Here is an 18,703-nt window from a genome sequence, read left to right as displayed (position 1 = left end):
CGCCTCTCAGCTAGTCCCACTCGAGACCGCCGCGCCGCCACACGTAGGCGTAGGCGACGAAGACGGTGGCGATGAAGAGCAGCATCTCGACCAGCCCGAAGATCCCCAGGGCGTCGAAGCTGACGGCCCACGGGTAGAGGAAGACGATCTCGATGTCGAAGACGATGAAGAGCATCGCCGTGAGGTAGTACTTGATCGGGAAGCGCCCGCCCCCGACCGGCTGCGGGGTGGGCTCGATGCCGCATTCGTAGGCCTCGAGCTTGGCCCGGTTGTAGCGCTTCGGGCCGGTGAGTGAGGCCATCACGATGGATCCCACCGCGAAAGCCGCCGCGATGGCACCGAGTACGAGGATCGGCGCGTAAGCGTTCATACGCCCCCGCTCCCTCCGCAGGTCGTCCTTGACTGCATTCGGACCGTTCGGTTCCGGGCTCGTGATCACCTCATGTGAGGCAGTTCACAAACCCCGATTCGGCTGCATCCTATGCCCGTGCGCATGTGATCTGCGACACGCGGTTGTGGGTGGTCTTTGTGATCTACGCCACCTGACGGTCGATCATGGTCGGTGAAGCGGGCACATTCTGCTCACAAGCGGTCCCGCTGCGTCATCACCGCCGGTGAAACGCCTGCTCGGAGGGGCGCTCCACTATCAGCCCACGCCGTCCCAGTGCAAATTTGTGACCCTCCGGATGGCGTGTTAATCGCCCTCACCCTCCCGGGTGGCCCCGGCCGCGCCCCCGCTTGACCGGTGCGCGCGGCGCCGCGGGACGGCCGCGCTCCCCCGCTCCCCTCCTGCCTCGCCGGCCCCCGGGACCCCGCCGTCCGGCGCGCGGCCGGACCGGATTGCCCCCCGGTTCACAAGCGGCCTGAACCGTCGTGGCCCGGAACGGTCCCGCCCCGGGACGGCCGTCCCCCGGAACGGCCGCGCCCGCCCCCTCGCGGCGGCGAGGGGGCGGGCGCGGGTCACGCGGTCCCGCCGCCGAGGAGCCGCTCGGACTCCTCCGGCGTCAGGGGGACGGGCGGCGGCCCCGGGTCGGTGAGCATCGCGAGGAGCCGGCGGCAGGCCGGCGCCTCGTCCGGGAACCGCTCCAGCACCCGGCGCCGGCCGCGCTCGTGCACGCCGACGGCCCAGCCGCCGGACGCCTCCTCCAGGTAGAGGCGGTCCGCCGGCCAGGGCCCGCCGCCCAGGCCCTGGATCTCGTACGCCGCGTCGGGGACCCCCGCGGCCCGGAGCGCCCTCCGCAGCCCCCGCCGGTCCCGGACGTCCGGGGCGCCGGGGGTCCCCGGGCCGCGCCCGGCGGGGCCGTCCGCCCCGGTCAGTTCGCCCGCTCCAGGTTGCCGCTGCGCAGCAGGCTGTTCACGGAGACCCCGGCCGGCAGCGTCGGGCAGAAGGAGCTGGAGGTCACGAACTGCACCCCCTGGCCGGGCTGCTCGAAGGCCGGGGCGGCCGGGCCGGCGCACACGGTGGTGTCCTTCTTCACCCGGTACAGGTGGTAGTTGTACGGGTACCGGGCGTCCTCGGTGTCGAGGTTGGACGGCGGGATCGACCGCTCCCCGTACTTCGCCCCCGCGGGCGCGAGGAAGCTGCCGAACTCGTTGCCGAACCGGTCCAGCAGCCGTCCCGGGTGGAGCGTCAGGGGGGCCGCGATGACGTGGCCGCCCGCGTCGTGCTCGAAGCCGTCGTCCGGCGGGTACCGCCAGTCGCCCCGGCCCAGGTCGCGGGAGGGGTCCCACCACCGGTTGAGGAACTCCACCGGTGTCAGGCCGCCCAGCCGCCGGTACCCGGCGAGGATGCTCCCGAGGACGCCGGTGCGCGGCAGTTCGGCGGGGCCGAGCCGCCAGTCGCCGCACACGAAGGGCGTACGGACGGCGAAGGCGTACGGCGGCGGCACCAGCCCCAGGCACGGGGACCGGTCCGGCTCCGCCCCGTGGGGCCGCACCCGGCCCGCGGGGACGGCGGCGGGGACGGCCGGGACGCGCACGGCGGCCGCCGCGGGCGTCCGCGCGCTCGCGGGGGCGGTGGCGGAGGGGGCGAGGAACAGGGAGCCGGCGAGTCCGGCCGCGGCGGCCAGGCCCGCGGACCGTCGGAGCGAGCGCAACGGGACCTCCAGGGTGACGAGTGTCCGGAGGGCGTCGACCCGGGGCGGGAGGAGAGGGACCCGTCGGGACTGCACGACGCACCGGACTCATCAGACGGGGGCGGGTGGCGGGCGGCAATCGGGGCAGGGCCGGACGGCCGAACACGGCGTCAGGCGCCCGCGGCAGGACGGCGCGGCCGCCGGTCCCCCTCCCCCGTCGGCCCGAACACGCGTGCGAACGGGGGCCGCGGACGGGGCCCGCGGACGGGGCCCGCGGACGGGGCCCGCGGACGCGGCGGGGCCCGGCCCGCGCGGCGGCGGACCGGGCCCCGGGACGGTCGGGGAGGCGTCAGGCGTTCGGCGCCACCTTCGCGAGGCCGTTGATGATGCGGTCCATCGCGTCGCCGCCCTGCGGGTCGGTCAGGTTGGCGAGGAGCTTGAGGACGAAGCGCATCAGCATCGGGTGGGTCAGGCCGCGCTCGGTGGCCAGGCGCATCACCCTCGGGTTGCCGATGAGCTTCACGAAGGCCCGGCCGAGCGTGTAGTACCCGCCGTAGACGTCCTTGAGGACCCGCGGGTACGCCTCCAGCGCGCGCTCGCGGCCGGCGGGGGTGGTCCGGGCGTGGGCCTGCACGACCACGTCGGCGGCGATCCTCCCCGACTCCATGGCGTAGGCGATGCCCTCGCCGTTGAACGGGTTGACCATGCCGCCCGCGTCGCCGACCAGCAGCATGCCGCGGGTGTAGTGCGGCTGCCGGTTGAAGGCCATCGGGAGGGCCGCGCCGCGGATCGGCTCGGTCATGTTCTCCGGGGTGTAGCCCCACTCGGCCGGCATGTTGGCGCACCACGACCTCAGCAGCTCGCGGTAGTCGATCTCGCCGAAGGAGGAGGTGGTGTTGAGCAGGCCGAGGCCGACGTTGCTGGTGCCGTCGCCCATGCCGAAGACCCAGCCGTAGCCCGGCATGAGGGTGTTCTGCCCCTTGCGGCGGTCCCACAGCTCCAGCCACGACTCCAGGTAGTCGTCGTCGTGCCGGGGGCTGGTGAAGTACGTCCGGTACGCGACGCCCATCGGGCGGTCCTCGCGGCGGTGCAGGCCCATCGCGAGGGACAGCCGGGTGGAGTTGCCGTCGGCGGCGACCACCAGCGGGGCGGTGAAGACCGCCGGCCGCTTCTCCTCGCCCAGCTTCACGGTGACGCCGGTGATCCGGCCGGTGCGGTCGTCCAGCACCGGTGCGCCGACGTTGGCCCGCTCGTACAGCCGCGCGCCGGCCTTCTCCGCCTGGCGGACCAGCAGCTCGTCGAAGTCGGCGCGCTTGCGGACCAGGCCGTAGTCGGGGAAGGAGGCCAGGTCGGGCCAGTCCAGCTCCAGGCGCACGCCGCCGCCGATGATCCGCAGGCCCTTGTTGTGGAGCCAGCCGGCCTCCTCGGAGACGTCGATGCCCATGTCCACGAGCTGCTTGACGGCGCGGGGGGTGAGGCCGTCGCCGCAGACCTTCTCCCGGGGGAAGGCCGACTTCTCCAGCAGCAGGACGTCCAGGCCCGCGCGGGCGAGGTGGTACGCGGTCGTCGCGCCGGCGGGCCCGGCGCCGACCACGATGACGTCGGCGGTGCCCTCGACGGGCCCGTGCGGCTCCGCGGCGGCGGCGTCGGCAGCGGTGGTCCGGTCAGCGGCGGTATCGGTCACGGTCGGCACTCCTGGCTGCTCTCGGCTCGTCCGGTCCGGTCCGGGTCCGGACCGGGTCAGTCTATGGGCCGCCCCCGGCCGCGGACCGGGCCGGGCGCCGGTGCGTCCCGGCGGCGCCCGGCGGCAGGGCGGGGCGGGCCGCAGGACGGGGCGGGCGGCGCGTCGGCCGGGCGGGGCGGCGCGGGCCGGGGCGCGGCCGGTCGGGCGGTGGACGGACCCCGACCGGCGAGCCCCGCCGCCGCCGCGGGCCCCGTGGGTTCTGCTGGTCGGACAGCCGACGCGAGGAGGGACCCGACCGATGAGCACCGCCCTGTCGTCCACCACCCCCGGCGGACCGGGGCGCAGGGGCTTCCTCGCCGAGCTGCGCGACGCGGTGAGCCTGCGCGCCTTCCTGCTGATGACGGGCGTGCTGCTGCTCCAGGTCGGCTTCGTCGTCTCCTACATCGGGGCCTTCCACTCCCCCTCGCCGCACCGGGTGCCCGTCGCGGTGGTGGCCCCGCCGCAGGTGTCGCGGCAGGTGGTCGCCCTGCTGAACCGGCTGCCCGGCGAGCCCGCGCGGGCCACCGCCGCGCCCTCCGCGGCCGCGGCCCGGCGGCAGGTCCTGGACCGGACCGTCGACGCCGCCCTGCTGGTGGACGCCGTCGGCACGCGGGACACCCTGCTGGTCGCCTCGGCCGGCGGCCCGGCGGTCTCCGACACCGCCGCCCAGCTGGGGCGGCGGATCGAGGTCGGCCGGAAGCGGGCGATCACCGTCACCGACATCCGCCCGCCCGCCCCCGCGGACGGGCGCGGGCTCTCCTCCTTCTACCTGGTGGTGGGCTGGATGGTCGGCGGCTACCTCGCCTCCTCGATGCTCGCGGTCAGCGCGGGTGCGCGCCCGGCCAACGCCCACCGGGCGCTGGTCCGCCTCGCCGTGCTGGCGCTGTACGCGGTGCTCTCCGGGCTGGCCGGGGCAGTGGTCGTGGACACCGTCTTCCACGCGCTGCCGGGGCACTTCGCCGCCCTGTGGGGGATCGGCGCGCTGGTGGTGTTCGCGGCGGCGGCGAGCTCCATGGCGCTGCAGACGCTCTTCGGGACGGTCGGGATCGGGCTGGCGGTGCTGCTCTTCGTGGTGCTGGGCAACCCGAGCGCGGGCGGGCCGTACCCGTCCGTCCTGCTGCCGCCGTTCTGGCGGGTGATCGGGCCCGCGCTGCCGCCGGGCGCGGGCACCACGGCGGTCCGCAACACCGTCTACTTCTCCGGGAACGCGACCACCGGCCCGCTCTGGGTCCTGGGGGCCTGGGCCGCGGGCGGCCTGCTGGTCGGCCTGCTCGCCTCCGCCCGCCGGCGCGACGGCGGCGGCGTCCCCGGCTGACGGCCGCGGCCGCCGGCCCCGGGACCGGCGGCCCCCGGACGGCCAGGACCGGGCCGGGGAAGCCGGGCGGCAGTCGACGGGCGGCGGACGGCGGACGGGACGGCGGGGGCCGGACGGCGGGGGCGCGCCGCGGACCGCCGGCGTTCCCGAGATTTAACCTGCGGGGCCCTTCTGCCCGGTCGATCTACGCGCGTATCTTGGGCCGGGCGCTCCTCGGCCCCGGGCCGGGACAGCGGCCGGGAACACGAAGGGCGCCGCCAGGCAAGCACTCTGACGCGCCGTCCGTTCCGAAGGAGACCCCTCCGGTGTCGCACACCCCCGACGCACCCTCCTGCCCCGCGAGACCCCGTCCCGCCCGGATGCGCAGGCGGCTGGTCCCGCTCGCGCTCACCGGCTCGCTGGCGATCGCGGCCATGGGAGTCCACTCGGCGTCCGCCGCTCCCTCGGCCGACGCCGTCATAGCCGAGGTGTACGGGGGCGGCGGCAACTCCGGCGCCACGTACACCAACGACTTCGTCGAGCTGGCCAACGCCGGCTCCGCCGCGCTGGACCTCTCCGGGTACAGCGTGCAGTACCTGTCCGGCAGCCCCACCTCCACCTCGAAGTGGCAGGTCACCGCGCTCACCGGCTCGCTCGGCGCGGGCGGGCGCTACCTCGTCTCCGAGGCCGCGGGCGCTGGCGGGACCACCCCGCTGCCGACGCCGGACGCCTCCGGCTCCACCGCCATGTCCGGCACCAGCGGCACCGTGGCGCTGGTCTCCGGCGCGGACCCGCTGACCTGCCTGACGGCCGCCGACTGCGCCGCCGACGGCCGGGTCAAGGACCTGGTCGGCTACGGCACCGCCCTGGTCCGGGAGGGCTCCGGCCCCGCCGCGGGCGCCTCCAACACCGCCTCGGTGGCCCGGAGGACCCTCACGGACACCGACGACAACGCGGCGGACTTCGCGGCCGGGGCGCCGAGCCCCGCGAACTCCGGCGGCACCGGCCCCACGCCGACCCCGACCCCCACGCCCACGCCCACGCCGACGCCCACGCCGACCCCGACGCCCACGCCGACCGAGACCCCCGTGACGGCCCGGATCCACGACGTCCAGGGCACCACCCGGGTCTCGCCGCTGGCCGGGAGGGCCGTCACCGGCGTGACCGGCGTCGTCACCGGCCTGCGCACCTCAGGGTCCAAGGGCTTCTGGATGCAGGACCCCCAGGCCGACGACGACCCGGCGACCAGCGAGGGCGTCTTCGTCTTCACCGGCTCGGCCCCGGCCGTGGCGGTCGGCGACGCCGTCACCGTCTCCGGCACCGTCTCCGAGTACTACCCGGGCGGCGTCGCCTCCGGGAACCAGTCGGTCACCGAGATCTCCAAGCCGTCCGTGACGGTCCTCTCCTCGGGCAACGCGCTGCCCGCGCCCGTGGTGCTGTCGCGGAAGAACGTGCCGGACGCCTTCGCGCCGGACGCGGGCGGCGGCTCGATCGAGGCCCTGCCGCTGCAGCCCGCCGCCTACGCCCTGGACCTGTACGAGTCGCTGGAGGGCATGGACGTCCGGGTCGACGACACCCGCGTCGTCGGCGCCACCGACGCCTACGGCGAGCTGTGGGTGACGGTGAAGGGCAACCAGAACCGGACGAAGCGCGGCGGCGCCTACTACCCCTCGTACGAGGACCCCAACTCGGGCCGCCTGATGGTGCAGTCGCTCGTGCCGGCGGCGCAGCAGGCGTTCCCGAAGGCCGACGTGGGCGACACCCTCTCCGGCACCACCGAGGGCCCGCTGGACTACAACCAGTTCGCCGGCACCTACACCGTCGCGGCCCGCACCCTGGGCACCCTGGTCCCCGGCGGCCTGCAGCGCGAGGTCACCGACCCCGCCCTGGACCGCGAGGTCACCGTCGCCACCTACAACGTGGAGAACCTCGACCCGGGCGACCCGCAGGCGAAGTTCGACGCGCTGGCCGCCGGCCTGGTCACCAACCTCCGCTCCCCCGACATCGTCGGCCTGGAGGAGATCCAGGACGACAACGGCCCGGCCGACGACGGCACCGTGACGGCCGGCCGGACCCTGCAGAAGCTGGTGGACGCCATCACGGCCGCGGGCGGCCCCCACTACGCGTGGCGCTCGATCGACCCGCAGAACGACAGGGACGGCGGCGAGCCGGGCGGCAACATCCGCACCGCGTTCCTCTTCAACCCCGAGCGGGTCGGCTTCACCGACCGCGCCGGGGGCGACGCCGTCACCGCGGTCGGTGTCACCGGCACCGGCGCGGACACCGCCCTCACCGTCTCGCCCGGCCGCATCGCGCCGGCCGACGACGCCTGGCAGAGCAGCCGCAAGCCGCTGGTGGGCGAGTTCACCTTCCGCGGGCAGACGCTCTTCGTCATCGCCAACCACTTCAACAGCAAGGGCGGCGACCAGGGCCTGACCAGCCGCTTCCAGCAGCCCGCCCGCAGCTCCGAGGTGCAGCGGACCAGGCAGGCGACGCTGGAGCACGCCTTCGTGGAGCAGCTGCTCGCCGCCGACCCGCAGGCCCGGATCGTGGCCCTCGGCGACCTGAACGACTACCAGTTCTCGCCCGCGGTGAAGACCCTGACCGGTGACGGGACCGTGCTTACCGACCTGGTGAACACGCTGCCCGAGCGGGAGCGGTACTCCTACGTCTACCAGGGCAACGCGCAGGTGCTGGACCACATCCTGGTCAGCCCGGCGGTGACCCACGCCCGGTACGACGTGGTGCACATCAACTCGGAGTTCGCCGACCAGGCGAGCGACCACGACCCGCAGGTGGTGCGCATCAAGCCGTAGTCCCGGCCGGCTGGTGCAGGCCCGCCCGCCCCCGGCGCCGAGCGCTGCGGGGTCGGGCGGGCTTCGCCTGCACCGGGAGAACGCACGGGCCGCCCCGAAGGTTCGCGGGGCGGCCCGCCCTCTCCTCCGACGTGCCGTCAGCCCTCCTGCGGGGAGGCGGGCTTGGTGCCCCGGTGCAGCGCCACGACGCCGCCGGTGAGGTTGCGCCAGGCGACCCGGCCCCATCCGGCGGCCTGGAGCCGCGCGGCCAGCGCCGGCTGGTCGGGCCAGGCGCGGATCGACTCCGCCAGGTACACGTAGGCGTCGGGGTTGCTGCTCACGGCGGTGGCCACCGGCGGCAGGGCCCGCATCAGGTACTCGGTGTACAGGGTGCGGAAGGGCCCCCAGACGGGGCTGGAGAACTCGCAGATCACCACGCGGCCGCCGGGCCGGGTGACCCGCAGCATCTCGCGCAGCGCGGCGCCGGTGTCCTGCACGTTGCGCAGCGCGAAGGAGATCGTCACCGCGTCGAAGGAGTCGTCGGCGAAGGGCAGCCGGGTCGCGTCGCCCGCGGTGAGCGGCAGCTGCGGGTGCCGGCGCTTGCCCTCCGCCAGCATGCCCAGCGAGAAGTCGCACGGCACCACCTGCGCGCCGGCCGCCGCGAACGGCAGCGAGGAGGTGCCCGTCCCCGCCCCGAGGTCGAGGACCCGGTCGCCGGGGCGGGCGTCGACGGCGCGGGCCACGGCCCGCCGCCACACGCGCGTCTGCCCGAGGGAGAGCACGTCGTTGGTCAGGTCGTACTTGGCCGCCACGTCGTCGAACATCGCGGCGACTTCGTGCGGCTGCTTGTCCAGGGAAGCTCGGGTCACGGGGCCCATTCTTCACCCGGCGGCGAGACCGGGCCGCAGGCGGGGCTCAGCGGCGCGCGCGGCGCCCGCCGCGGCGGCGGCGCCGCGAGGCCCGGGGGACGGCCGGGGCCACGCCCTCCGCGGCGAAGACGGCGGTGGCGCGGACGGCGGACCGGGCCGGCCCGCGGCGCAGGGCCAGGGCGCGCCGGTGGCGGCGGATCCGCAGCAGGCAGACCACCAGCAGGCCGACTCCCACCGGCACGCTGGTCTGGGCCAGGCCTATGCCGGCCGCCTGGGGGTAGCGCTGCCCGCAGACCCGCACGGCGGCGGGGTCGGCCTTGGCGTACTCCAGGCAGACGGGGTCGCCGACCGCGGCCCCGGCGGGCAGCCGGAGGTCGGCGGCGGCGAGGGTGCGGCCGCCGGCGCGGTAGGACACCTGGCTGTAGGTGCCGGTGCCGGACGCGAGGCGGGTGACGGTGCCCCGGACCTTCACGGGGTCGGCGGCGATGCGGTCGGCCTGGTCGAGCTGGCGCAGGCCCAGCACTCCCATGCCGAGCGCCAGGACGGCGCTGAGCACGGCGGTGGCGTACCAGCCTCGGCCGATCCGGGGGAGGGACTCGGATCGCATCGTTCCTGCTTGCTGCCCCGCGGGGCATGGGGGGACGGACTCGGGCGGCGGACCCGCCGCGGGGGAGCGGCGGACTGATCGGGATCGTAGCGGCAGGACCGCCCCCAGGTCACGGCCGAGGATCGCGGACCGGACGGCCACGGGTGCGGGGCGGACGGTTCCGGAGGTGCGTGTGCGCAGCTCAGGGGCGGTGCCGGGGGAAGACGCCGGGGAGTCGGGACGGGGGCGCCGGGCGGGGGCGCGGGACCCCGGACCGGGGACGGCCCCGCCGGTCCCGGGGGGCGCGCCGGTGCGGGAGGCGGTCAGCGCCGCCGGTGGACCAGCCGCCCGGCGAGCACGGTGGCGGTGCAGCGGGCGGCGCCGCCGCTCCGCAGGGCGGCCTCCGCGTCGCCGTCCGCGGGCACCTCGAAGACCGCCAGGTCGGCGCGGACCCCGGGGGCGAGCGGGCCGTGCGCGGCGGCGCGCAGGCCCCCGCCCAGCACGTCGAAGCCCGGCACGGTGAAGCCCGGCACGGCGGCGTCCGGCACGGCGCCGTCCGGCACGGCGGGGCCGGGGCCGGGGCCGGCCGTGTCCGGCGGTGCCGGGGCCGTCCCGGCGGGCGGCGGGAGCACGGCGAGGCCGGAGCGGGCGACGGCGGTGCGCACGGAGGGCCGTCCGAACGGCCCGGACAGGGCGGTGGTGCCGTGGGCCAGCATCCGCTGCAGGCCGCGCCGGGCGCTCGCGCCCCAGCGGGCCTCGTCCGGCGCCAGGGCCGCGAGGGCGGCGCCGGTGAGCGGCGCGGTGCCGAGCAGGTCCGCCTCGCGCGGGTCGGGGTGGTAGGCGTGCTCCAGCAGCAGCCGCCCGTGCGGGTGGGCCAGCCCCGGGGTGAGCACGCCGCGCCAGGCGCGGACCCGGGCGCCCGGGTGGGCGGCGGCGAGCTCCCCGTACGGGCCGACGGCGGCCACCGTGCCGTCCCGCACCGCCACCGCCCCGTCCGGGAGGGGCGGGGCGGCGAGGGGCAGCACCAGGTCGGCGCGGTGCAGGACGATCACGGGCGGGCCGGGCCGGTGCGGGTCAGTTCGCCGAGAGGATGGTCAGCTCGGGGTGCGCGGTGCCGCCCTCGATCGCCGTGGAGGCGATGTGGGAGGCGACGCGGGCGTCCACCGGGTCGTCCGCCGGGTCGTCGTGGACGACCAGGTGCTCGTAGGTGGTGGCGCGCTGGGCGGGGGTGCGGCCGGCGGCGCGGATGAGGTGGATGAGCTCCAGCAGGTTGGAGCGGTGCTTCGCCCCGGCGGAGGAGACGACGTTCTCCTCCAGCATCACCGAGCCGAGGTCGTCGGCGCCGTAGTGCAGGGTGAGCTGGCCGGTCTCCTTGCCGGTGGTCAGCCAGGAGCCCTGGATGTGGGCGACGTTGTCGAGGAAGAGCCGGGCGACCGCGATGATCCGCAGGTACTCGAAGACGGTGGCCTGGGTGCGGCCCCGCAGGTGGTTGTTCTGCGGCTGGTAGGTGTAGGGGATGAAGGCGCGGAAGCCGCCGGTGCGGTCCTGCACGTCGCGGATCATCCGCAGGTGCTCGATCCGCTCGGCGTTGGTCTCGCCGGTGCCCATGAGCATGGTGGTGGTGGACTCCACGCCCAGGCCGTGGGCGGTCTCCATGATCTCCAGCCAGCGCTCGCCGGACTCCTTGAGCGGCGCGATGGCCCTGCGCGGCCGCTCCGGGAGCAGCTCGGCGCCGGCGCCGGCGAAGGAGTCCAGGCCCGCCTCGTGGATGCGGCGGATCGCCTCCTCCACGGAGACCCCGGAGATGCGGGCCATGTGGTCGACCTCGGAGGCGCCGAGGGAGTGGATGACCAGCTGCGGGAACTCGCGCTTGATCGCGGAGAAGGCCCGCTCGTAGTACTCCACGCCGTAGTCGGGGTGGTGGCCGCCCTGGAACATCACCTGCGTGCCGCCCAGCTCGACGGTCTCGGCGCAGCGGCGCAGGATCTCGTCGAGGTCGCGCGACCAGCCCCGGTCGCTCTTCGGCGGGGCGTAGAAGGCGCAGAACCGGCAGGCGGTCACGCACACGTTGGTGTAGTTGATGTTGCGCTCGATGATGTACGTGGCGATGTGCTCGGTGCCCGCGTACCGGCGGCGGCGTGCGGCGTCCGCAGCGGAGCCGAGCGCGTGCAGGGGGGCGTGCCGGTAGAGGTCGAGCGCCTCCTCCGGGGTGATGCGGCCGCCGGCGGCCGCGCGGTCGAGGACGGCCTGGAGGCCGCTCGCGGAGGGTGCGGCGAGGGGCGCTGCGGGCTCGGACACCTGGCGTCCTTTCCTGGGAACAGGTCGTGGTCGTACGGCCGGCGGACCGCCGGACCAGCCTACGCCCCGCACCTGCGGCTCCCCCGCGGCCCCCGGGGCGGGGGCCGGGCCCGTCAGCCCTGCCGGCGCAGGTCCCCGGAGGGGCGGGTGCCCGCCTGGTCCGCGACCTCGACGTGGAGCGTGCCGCCGGGTCCGAGGGTGTAGGTCTGGATCTCGGGCGTGGCGGTGCAGTCGGTGTTGCCGCCGGAGGGCTCCTCCCGGACCGTGATCCGCCGGGGGCCGGCGGAGAGCAGCGTGCCCCGGCCGAGGCAGTAGGCGCCGCGGGTCAGGTGGGAGTCGTTGCGCGACTCGGTGACCACGTCCCCCGGGCCGCCCGCGCGGACGGTCACCCGGAAGGTGCTGGAGAGCGGGACGAGGGCGGTGGTGATGTCGCCCCGCCAGCTGCCGACGAGCGCTGCCGGCACCGCGCCGCCGCCGGGGCCGGCGGAGGCGCCGGGGCCGGCGGAGGCGCCGTACCCGGCGGTGGGGCGGCCCGTCCCGGCGGTGGGGCGGCCCGTCCCGGCGGCGGCGCCGCCCGCCGTGGCGCCGCCCGCCGCGTCGTCACCGCTCCGCGCGGTGCCCCTGCCCGCCGTCGCTCCCCCGGTCGCGGTACCGGCGGCAGCCCCGCCGCCCCCACCGCCGCCCCCGTGCCGGAGGACCAGCAGGACCCCGCCGCCGGCGAGCAGCAGCGCACCCGCCACCGCGGCGGCCCTGGCGCCCGGTCCGGGGCGCCCGCGCCGCGGCGGCGGGGCCGCGGCGGCGGGGCCGGCCCCGGCCGCCCGGACGGTGGCCGGGGCCGGGCCGGGACCGGCGGAGGCGCCCTCCGCCGCGGGCCCCCAGTCCTGCGGGGGCGGCCCGAAGCTCCCGCCCGCCCACGGCGCGCCGGCCGCGCCGCCGGTCCCTCCCCCGGCCCCGGCGCCGGTCCCGGCGCCGGTCCCGTCCGCCCCGGGGCCCGGCGGGACGGCCGCCGCGTCCGCGTCCTGCGGCCCGTCCTCCAGGTCCAGCAGGACCACCGCCCGCCGCCCCACGGCCGCCGAGAGCGCCGCGGGCAGCCAGCCGTCGCGCAGCAGGGGCCCGGCCGCGCCGCCCCCGGTCAGGGTGTCCCGCAGCTCCTCCGGGCCGGGCCGGGCGGCCGGGTCCTTGGCCAGGCAGGCCGCCACCGCCTCCCGCAGCGGCCCGGCGAGGCCGCCCAGGTCCGGCTCCTCGTGCAGCACCCGGTAGAGGAGGACGGCCGCGCTCACCCCGTCGCCGAACGGCGGGGTGCCGGTCGCCGCGTACGCGAGCACCGCGCCGAGGGAGAAGACGTCGCCCGCCGGGCCCGCCTCGCCGCCGGCGGCCTGCTCGGGCGACATGTAGCCGGGCGAGCCGACGACGTAGCCGGTGCGGGTGAGGGAGGTCGCCGCGTCGAGCGCGCGGGCGATCCCGAAGTCGATCAGCCGGGGCCCGTCCAGGGCCAGCAGCACGTTGGACGGCTTGACGTCGCGGTGCACGAGCCCGGCGGCGTGGACCGCGGCCAGCGCCTCGGCGAGGCCCGCGCCCAGCGCGCGCACCGAGCGCTCCGGCAGCGGTCCGGTGTCGCGGACCGCCGCGTCCAGGGCGGGCCCGGCGACGTAGCCGGTGGCCACCCACGGCCGGGGCCCCTCGGTGTCGGCGTCCAGCACCGGGGCGGTCCACGCGGCGTCGAACCGGCGGGCCGCCGCCACCTCGCGGCGGAACCGGGCCCGGAACTCGGCGTCGTCCGCCAGGTCGGAGCGGACCAGCTTGACCGCGACGGTCCGGCCGCCCGCGGTCCGTCCGAGGTAGACCCGGCCCATGCCGCCCGCGCCCAGCCTCCGCAGCAGGCGGTACGTGCCGACCCGCCGCGGGTCGTCCGGCCCCAGCGGTTCCACGGCCCCGCCCCCCTCGCTGTGCTCGCGTGCCCCTGTCGGACCGGACGGTACCCGCCGGCCGCCCCCGTGACCCGTCGGCGCGGCCCCTGTGCCGCAGATGTGACACGGCGGGTCCCGCCGCGGCGGCGGGGGACGGGCGGCGCGGCCCGCCTACGCCTCCAGCAGCCGCACCCGGACGTCCGGCGGGAAGCCGGTGTCGTGGGCGACCCGGCGGGCGAACTCGGCGATGCCGGCGAGCTGGCCCTCGCCGAGGGAGAAGTCGAGCGCGCCGGTGAAGTACCGCTCCAGCACGTCGGCGTCGAACGCCTCCCAGCGGGCGGCCTGCTCGGCCACCTTGGGGGCCTCGGCCATGGAGAGGTCGCGGGAGGCGAGGAAGGCGCGGTGCACCTCGCGGACCGCCTCCGGCTCGCGCTCGGCGAAGTCGCGCCGGACGGCCCAGAGGGCGAAGACGAACGGCAGGCCCGTCCACTCCTTCCACATGGCGCCCAGGTCGTGGACCTCCAGGCCGAGGCGCGGCGCCTCGTCGAGGTGGGCCCGCAGGGCGGCGTCGCCGATGAGCACGGCCGCGTCGGCCTCGCGCATCATCTCCCCGAGGTCCGGGGGGCAGCGGAAGTAGTCGGGGCGCACGCCCTCGCGCTCCTCCAGCAGCAGCTGCGCCAGCCGGACGGAGGTGCGGCTGGTGGAGCCGAGGGCGACCCGGCGGCCGTCCAGCTCGGCGAGCGGGACCTGGCTGACGATCACGCACGACATGACCGGGCCGTCGCTGCCGACCGCGATGTCGGGCAGCACCAGCAGCTCGTCCGCGTGCCGCAGGTACTCCACGCAGGTGATGGGGCCGATGTCGAGCGCGCCGCGCACCAGCAGGTCGCTGAGCTTCTCGGGGGTGTCCTTGGTGAGGTCCAGGTCGAGGAGGCTTCCGGTCCTGGCGAGCCCCCAGTAGATGGGGAGGCAGTTCAGGAACTGGATGTGACCCACCCGGGGCCGCGTGGGTACGGGGTGGCCGCCGACGGCAGTTGTAGTGTCCACCCTCCGCAGGTTATGCCCGCCCCCGGCGGGGGCCGCCGGGAGGGTCGCGGCGGGGGCCGCCGGGGGCCGCCGGGGGCCTGCGACCGGGCCCGCGACCGGGTCCGTGACCGGGCCGCCGGGGGGCCGTGACGGGGTCGCCGGGGGCTGGCGGCCGGGTCCCGCGGGGTGGCGAGCGACACACCCGGCCATGGTCAAGTCGTCCCTGGCGGGGTGGTGGACAGCATGCTACGGTTACCGCCAGTTGCAGTTTGATTTCCCTTGCAGTACTTGAAGCCTGCGGAGCATGTGACCGCGGGCTTTTCGTAGTTTTTCAGCAATGTGCAGAAACTCCGGGTGAACATTCGGAGGCAGGGCGATCAGCGCAGCGGACCGGGTACCACGAGGTGTGGTTCCCTTCACGTCCCTCGCAAGGAGAAACGGTATGGCGACCGGAACCGTCAAGTGGTTCAACGCCGAGAAGGGCTTCGGCTTCATCGCCCAGGAGGGCGGCGGCCCCGACGTCTTCGTCCACTACTCCGCCATCAACGCGAACGGTTTCCGCTCGCTGGAGGAGAACCAGAACGTTTCGTTCGACGTGACCCAGGGCCCGAAGGGCCCGCAGGCGGAGAACGTCACGGTCATCTGACCGTCCTCCGGTCTGATCGCCCAGGTGGCTTGAGCGGCACCGCTTGAGCGGCACCGCTTGAGCAGCACCGCTTGAGCAGCACCACTTGAGCAGCACCACTTGAGCAGCACCACCCAAGGGGGCCCGCGCGTGTCCGCACGCGACGGGCCCCCTGCCCTGTCCGGGACGTTTGCCTCCGTCTCGTTATACGTATAACTTCACCGGGTGCGCTACCTCTCCCTGCTCCGCGGCCCGTACGTCGCCCGGCTGCTGCTCGGAACCCTCCTCGGCCGCCTCCCGGCCGGGATGACCGCCCTGGTCGTCGCCCTCGCCCTGCGCGGGGCCCACGCCCCCTACAGCCGGATCGGCGCCGTCACCGCCGCCTACGCCGTCGCCGCCGCCCTCGGCGGCCCGGTGCTCGGCCGCCTGGTGGACCGGGCCGGCCAGCCCCGGGTCCTGCTCGCCTCCGCCTGCGCCGCCGGCCTCGGCTACGCCCTGCTCGCGGTGGCGCCCGGCGACGCGGCGGCGGCCTTCGCCGGCGCGGCGCTCGCCGGGGCGGCGATGCCGCCGCTGGAGCCGTGCCTGCGGGCCCTGTGGCCGCACATCGTCGAGGAGCGGGAGCTCGACACCGCGTACGCCTTCGACTCCGCCTCCCAGCAGCTGCTCTACGTCGTCGGCCCGCTCGCCGTCGCCGTCGTCGCCGCCGCGGCCTCCCCCACCGCCGCGCTCTGGATCGCCGCCGGACTCGGCCTGGCCGGCGCCCTGGTCGTCGCCACCGCCGCCCCCGCCCGCGCCTGGACCGCCCCGCCCCGCGAGGCCGGCGCCGGGCTCCTCGGCCCGCTGCGCTCCCCCGGCCTGGTGCTGCTGCTCGTCGGCCTCGCCGGGGCCGGCTGGGCGCTCGGCGCCCAGGCGGTGCTGTACGTCGCGTACGCCGAGGAGCACCGCGGCGGCCTGCCCGGCGGCGCGGGCACCCTGCTCGCCGTCGCGGCCTCCGGCGGCCTGGTCGGCGCCCTCGTGTACGGGGCGGCCCCCTGGCGGGCGGCCCCCGCCACCCGCACCTGGGTGCTGGCGTGGGTGATGGCGGCGGGCTTCGCCTCCCTGGTGCCGCTGCCCTCCCCCGCGGTGATGACCGTGCTCTCCTTCCTCACCGGCCTCGGCCTGGCGCCGCTGCTGGCGGCGTCCTTCGGCCTGATCGGCGAACTGGCGCCGCCCGGCACCGCCACCGAGGCCTTCGCCTGGCTGGTCACCGTGGTCTCCACCGGCAACGCCGCCGGGGCCGCCGTCTCCGGCGTGCTGGTCGACGGCTCGCTGCGGGCGGCCGCCGTGTGCGGCGCGGCCGGCATCGGCGCGGGCGCGCTGGTCCTGTCCGCCGCCCGCCGCCGGCTCGTGCCCCCGGCCGTCCCGGCCCGGCCCCCGGCGCCGCACGGCGCGCCCGGGGAGGCCGCGGGCGCCCCCGCGCACTGACCCGGCCGCACCGCCGGACGTCGTGGCGGCCGGGCCCGCGGGTCGCTAGCGTGGGCGCATGACCGCTCTGCCCGACTGGATGCGCCCGCCCCGCGCCGAGGGCTGGCTCGCGGAGGACCTGGACCACCTTCCGGAGGCCCCGCGCCACACGGAGCTGATCGACGGAGCCCTCGTCTTCATGATGGCGCCGCAGCGCCTCTGGCACAGCCGTGTGGTCACAGCCCTGTGCAACGCCCTGGACTCCCGCGCCCCCGAGGGCGTGCAGGTGGACCGTGAGGTGACCGTCCGCCTCGACAGCCGGAACCGGCCGGAACCGGACATCGTGGCGACCACGGGCGCGGTCCGGCCGGAGCAGACCTGGTTCGAACCCGCGGACGTCCTGCTGGTCGTCGAGGTCGTGTCGCCGGAGTCCGCACACCGCGACAGGACCGTCAAGCTGCGCAAGTACGCCGAGGCGGGCATCCCCCACTACTGGCGGGTCGAGGAGGAGGGCACGGCTCCGGTGGTCCACGTCTACGAGCTGGACCCGCCCACCCGGACCTACGTCCCCACGGGCGTCTTCCGGGACCGGCTGGAACCGAAGGTCCCCTTCCCCGTGGCGGTCGACCTGGGCGCGCTCGTCACCTGGCGGTAGCCGTCGAGCCCCGCACCACCAGCGCCGTCGGCAGCGGCTCGGGCTCCGCCGCCGGCCCTCCGGCCAGCAGGGCGGCCAGCGCGGCGACGCCCCGGCGGCCGAGCAGCTCGCCGGGCAGGTCGACGGTGGTGAGCGGCGGGGTGAGGAGCGCGGCGGCGGCGATGTCGTCCATGCCGACGACGGAGACGTCCTCGGGGATGCGCAGCCCCAGCTCGGCCGCGGCCCGGTACAGCCCGGCGGCCACCACGTCGTCGTCGCACACCACGGCGTGCGGGCGGTCGGGCCGGTCCAGCAGGGTGCGGGCGGCGGCGCGGGCCGCCGGCAGGCCGTCGTTGAGGGCGACACCGGCCTCCACGACCTCCAGGCCGCGCGCCGCCTCCTCGAAGCCCGCCTGGCGGGCGCGGAAGGTGTGGGCGGAGAGGGTCGACCGGAGGTGGCCGATGCGGCGGTGGCCGAGGGAGGCCAGGTGCTCCACGGCGGCGCGCATGCCGCCCGCGACGTCCAGCCCGACGGTGAGGCGCCGGGCGGCGCCGCGGGCGTGCGCGGGGTCGGAGTCGAGGAAGACCACGGGGGTGGACTCGGGAAGCTCGCCGAGCTGGCTGTCGTCCGGCGAGCAGACCAGCAGGCCGTCGAACTGGCTGGTGGTGGTGGCGCGGGCCAGCGTGGCACTGCTCCAGCCGGAGCTGACGACGACGGCCAGCCCGTGCGCCCCGGCCTCCTCGTGGGCGCCGGCGAGCACCCGGGCGAAGAACGGGCCGAGGATGTTGGGCACGGCCAGCAGGACCAGGCCGGTGCGGCCGAGCCGCAGCTGGCGGCCCGCGGCGTGCGGGCGGTACCCGAGGGTGCGGGCGGCGTCCCGGACCCGCTCGCGGGTGGCCTCGGAGACGCGGTGGGCGCCGCCCCCGTCGGAGAAGACGAGGGAGACGGTGGCCTGGGAGACGCCCGCGAGGCGTGCCACGTCGCGCCCCGTGGGGCGGCGGTCCCGGGCCGCCGGGGGCGTCGGGGTCGCGGGGGTCACCGGGGTCGCGGGGGTCACCGGGGCTGCCGGGCCGGGCGCGGCGCGGGTCAGGCGGAGGCGGCGCGGTTGGCGTCGTCGACCGCGTCCTCCTCGGCGTTCTGCCGGGCGATCCGCTCGGCGGTGCGCGAGCGCATGCCCGAGACGCGGCCGACGATCTGCTCCGACATGGCGTCGCGCTGCCGGCTGAGCACCACGTAGCTGATCGGCGCCGACACCAGGGCGGCGAGCAGCAGCAGGAAGACGATGCCGGCCTGCCCGGCCACCGGGATGACCCCGAAGTGGGCCAGCAGCACGCAGGCCAGGAAGCAGAGGACGAAGATGCCCGCCCGCAGGGACGTGTAGCGGAGCGTGGCGTGGGACTTGCTCACCGGTGGCCTTCCTCTCGGTAC

17 protein-coding genes are annotated in these 18,703 nt (G+C 76.7%); 5 read left to right on the top strand and 12 right to left on the bottom strand.

The genetic code is table 11. The features are described from left to right. Positions 1–10: 10 nt before the first annotated feature. The 4 genes from ACFY07_RS14210 to ACFY07_RS14195 all read right to left on the bottom strand — a co-directional run bounded on the left by ACFY07_RS14210 (position 11) and on the right by ACFY07_RS14195 (position 3,672). A complete protein-coding gene (locus ACFY07_RS14210) occupies positions 11–370 on the bottom strand; it encodes an NADH-quinone oxidoreductase subunit A (protein ID WP_230746273.1) in 360 nt (119 codons plus the stop codon). Between the two features lie 590 nt (positions 371–960). Next, positions 961–1,116 carry a hypothetical protein gene (locus ACFY07_RS14205; RefSeq protein WP_390868896.1) on the bottom strand — a complete coding sequence of 52 codons (156 nt, stop codon included), beginning with the start codon at positions 1,114–1,116 and terminating at the stop codon, positions 961–963. A gap of 197 nt (positions 1,117–1,313) precedes the next feature. Then, positions 1,314–2,096, bottom strand: coding sequence for a TNT domain-containing protein (locus ACFY07_RS14200; protein WP_230746269.1), 783 nt, complete (start codon positions 2,094–2,096; stop codon positions 1,314–1,316). Between the two features lie 328 nt (positions 2,097–2,424). After that, positions 2,425–3,672 (bottom strand): geranylgeranyl reductase family protein, encoded by a 1,248-nt coding sequence (locus tag ACFY07_RS14195; protein WP_230746346.1) that lies wholly within the window; start codon positions 3,670–3,672, stop codon positions 2,425–2,427. 385 nt (positions 3,673–4,057) lie between these two features. On the opposite strand from ACFY07_RS14195, the gene ACFY07_RS14190 reads away from it, so the two are divergent. Beyond that, a complete protein-coding gene (locus ACFY07_RS14190) occupies positions 4,058–5,113 on the top strand; it encodes a DUF3533 domain-containing protein (RefSeq protein ID WP_390868895.1) in 1,056 nt (351 codons plus the stop codon). Between the two features lie 359 nt (positions 5,114–5,472). Further along, positions 5,473–7,908 carry an endonuclease/exonuclease/phosphatase family protein gene (locus ACFY07_RS14185; protein ID WP_390868929.1) on the top strand — a complete coding sequence of 812 codons (2,436 nt, stop codon included), beginning with the start codon at positions 5,473–5,475 and terminating at the stop codon, positions 7,906–7,908. Between the two features lie 137 nt (positions 7,909–8,045). Here ACFY07_RS14185 and ACFY07_RS14180 read toward each other — a convergent pair whose 3' ends face one another. The 6 genes from ACFY07_RS14180 to ACFY07_RS14155 all read right to left on the bottom strand — a co-directional run bounded on the left by ACFY07_RS14180 (position 8,046) and on the right by ACFY07_RS14155 (position 14,594). Further along, positions 8,046–8,756, bottom strand: a complete 711-nt coding sequence (locus ACFY07_RS14180) for a demethylmenaquinone methyltransferase (RefSeq protein ID WP_230746262.1) — start codon at positions 8,754–8,756, stop codon at positions 8,046–8,048. Positions 8,757–8,802: 46 nt separating this feature from the next. Then, positions 8,803–9,363: a hypothetical protein gene (locus ACFY07_RS14175; RefSeq protein WP_390868894.1), complete on the bottom strand. Its 561-nt coding sequence runs from the start codon at positions 9,361–9,363 to the stop codon at positions 8,803–8,805. Positions 9,364–9,665: 302 nt separating this feature from the next. After that, the gene (locus ACFY07_RS14170; protein ID WP_390868893.1) at positions 9,666–10,394 is read right to left on the bottom strand and encodes a hypothetical protein; all 729 of its coding nucleotides are present in this window, start codon (positions 10,392–10,394) and stop codon (positions 9,666–9,668) included. A gap of 22 nt (positions 10,395–10,416) precedes the next feature. Continuing rightward, positions 10,417–11,640 (bottom strand): cyclic dehypoxanthinyl futalosine synthase, encoded by a 1,224-nt coding sequence (mqnC, locus tag ACFY07_RS14165; RefSeq protein ID WP_390868892.1) that lies wholly within the window; start codon positions 11,638–11,640, stop codon positions 10,417–10,419. A gap of 113 nt (positions 11,641–11,753) precedes the next feature. Further along, positions 11,754–13,568 carry a protein kinase gene (locus ACFY07_RS14160; RefSeq protein ID WP_390868891.1) on the bottom strand — a complete coding sequence of 605 codons (1,815 nt, stop codon included), beginning with the start codon at positions 13,566–13,568 and terminating at the stop codon, positions 11,754–11,756. Between the two features lie 150 nt (positions 13,569–13,718). Further along, positions 13,719–14,594: a menaquinone biosynthetic enzyme MqnA/MqnD family protein gene (locus ACFY07_RS14155; RefSeq protein WP_390868890.1), complete on the bottom strand. Its 876-nt coding sequence runs from the start codon at positions 14,592–14,594 to the stop codon at positions 13,719–13,721. A gap of 421 nt (positions 14,595–15,015) precedes the next feature. Between ACFY07_RS14155 and ACFY07_RS14150 the strand changes: the two genes are divergently transcribed. The 3 genes from ACFY07_RS14150 (at position 15,016) to ACFY07_RS14140 (ending at position 17,296) form a co-directional block, all read left to right on the top strand. Then, complete coding sequence (locus ACFY07_RS14150; protein WP_230746251.1) at positions 15,016–15,219, top strand: cold-shock protein; 204 nt, start codon at positions 15,016–15,018, stop codon at positions 15,217–15,219. A 204-nt stretch (positions 15,220–15,423) separates the two neighbouring features. Continuing rightward, the gene (locus ACFY07_RS14145) at positions 15,424–16,662 is read left to right on the top strand and encodes an MFS transporter (protein WP_390868889.1); all 1,239 of its coding nucleotides are present in this window, start codon (positions 15,424–15,426) and stop codon (positions 16,660–16,662) included. 58 nt (positions 16,663–16,720) lie between these two features. After that, entirely contained in the window at positions 16,721–17,296 is a 576-nt protein-coding gene (locus ACFY07_RS14140) for a Uma2 family endonuclease (RefSeq protein ID WP_390868888.1), read from the top strand. Here ACFY07_RS14140 and ACFY07_RS14135 read toward each other — a convergent pair. Together ACFY07_RS14135 and ACFY07_RS14130 are read right to left on the bottom strand one after the other, a co-directional pair. Continuing rightward, the gene (locus tag ACFY07_RS14135; protein WP_390868887.1) at positions 17,283–18,254 is read right to left on the bottom strand and encodes a LacI family DNA-binding transcriptional regulator; all 972 of its coding nucleotides are present in this window, start codon (positions 18,252–18,254) and stop codon (positions 17,283–17,285) included. The genes ACFY07_RS14140 and ACFY07_RS14135 overlap by 14 nt on opposite strands. Positions 18,255–18,361: 107 nt before the next feature. After that, positions 18,362–18,682, bottom strand: coding sequence for a DUF4229 domain-containing protein (locus tag ACFY07_RS14130; RefSeq protein WP_230746245.1), 321 nt, complete (start codon positions 18,680–18,682; stop codon positions 18,362–18,364). Positions 18,683–18,703 lie beyond the last annotated feature (21 nt).

Source organism: Streptomyces sp. NPDC001380 (assembly GCF_042895785.1).
Classification (GTDB): domain Bacteria; phylum Actinomycetota; class Actinomycetes; order Streptomycetales; family Streptomycetaceae; genus Peterkaempfera.
The sequence above is the reverse complement of the archived record's forward strand: the minus strand, read 5'-3'. Positions and strand labels throughout refer to the sequence as shown.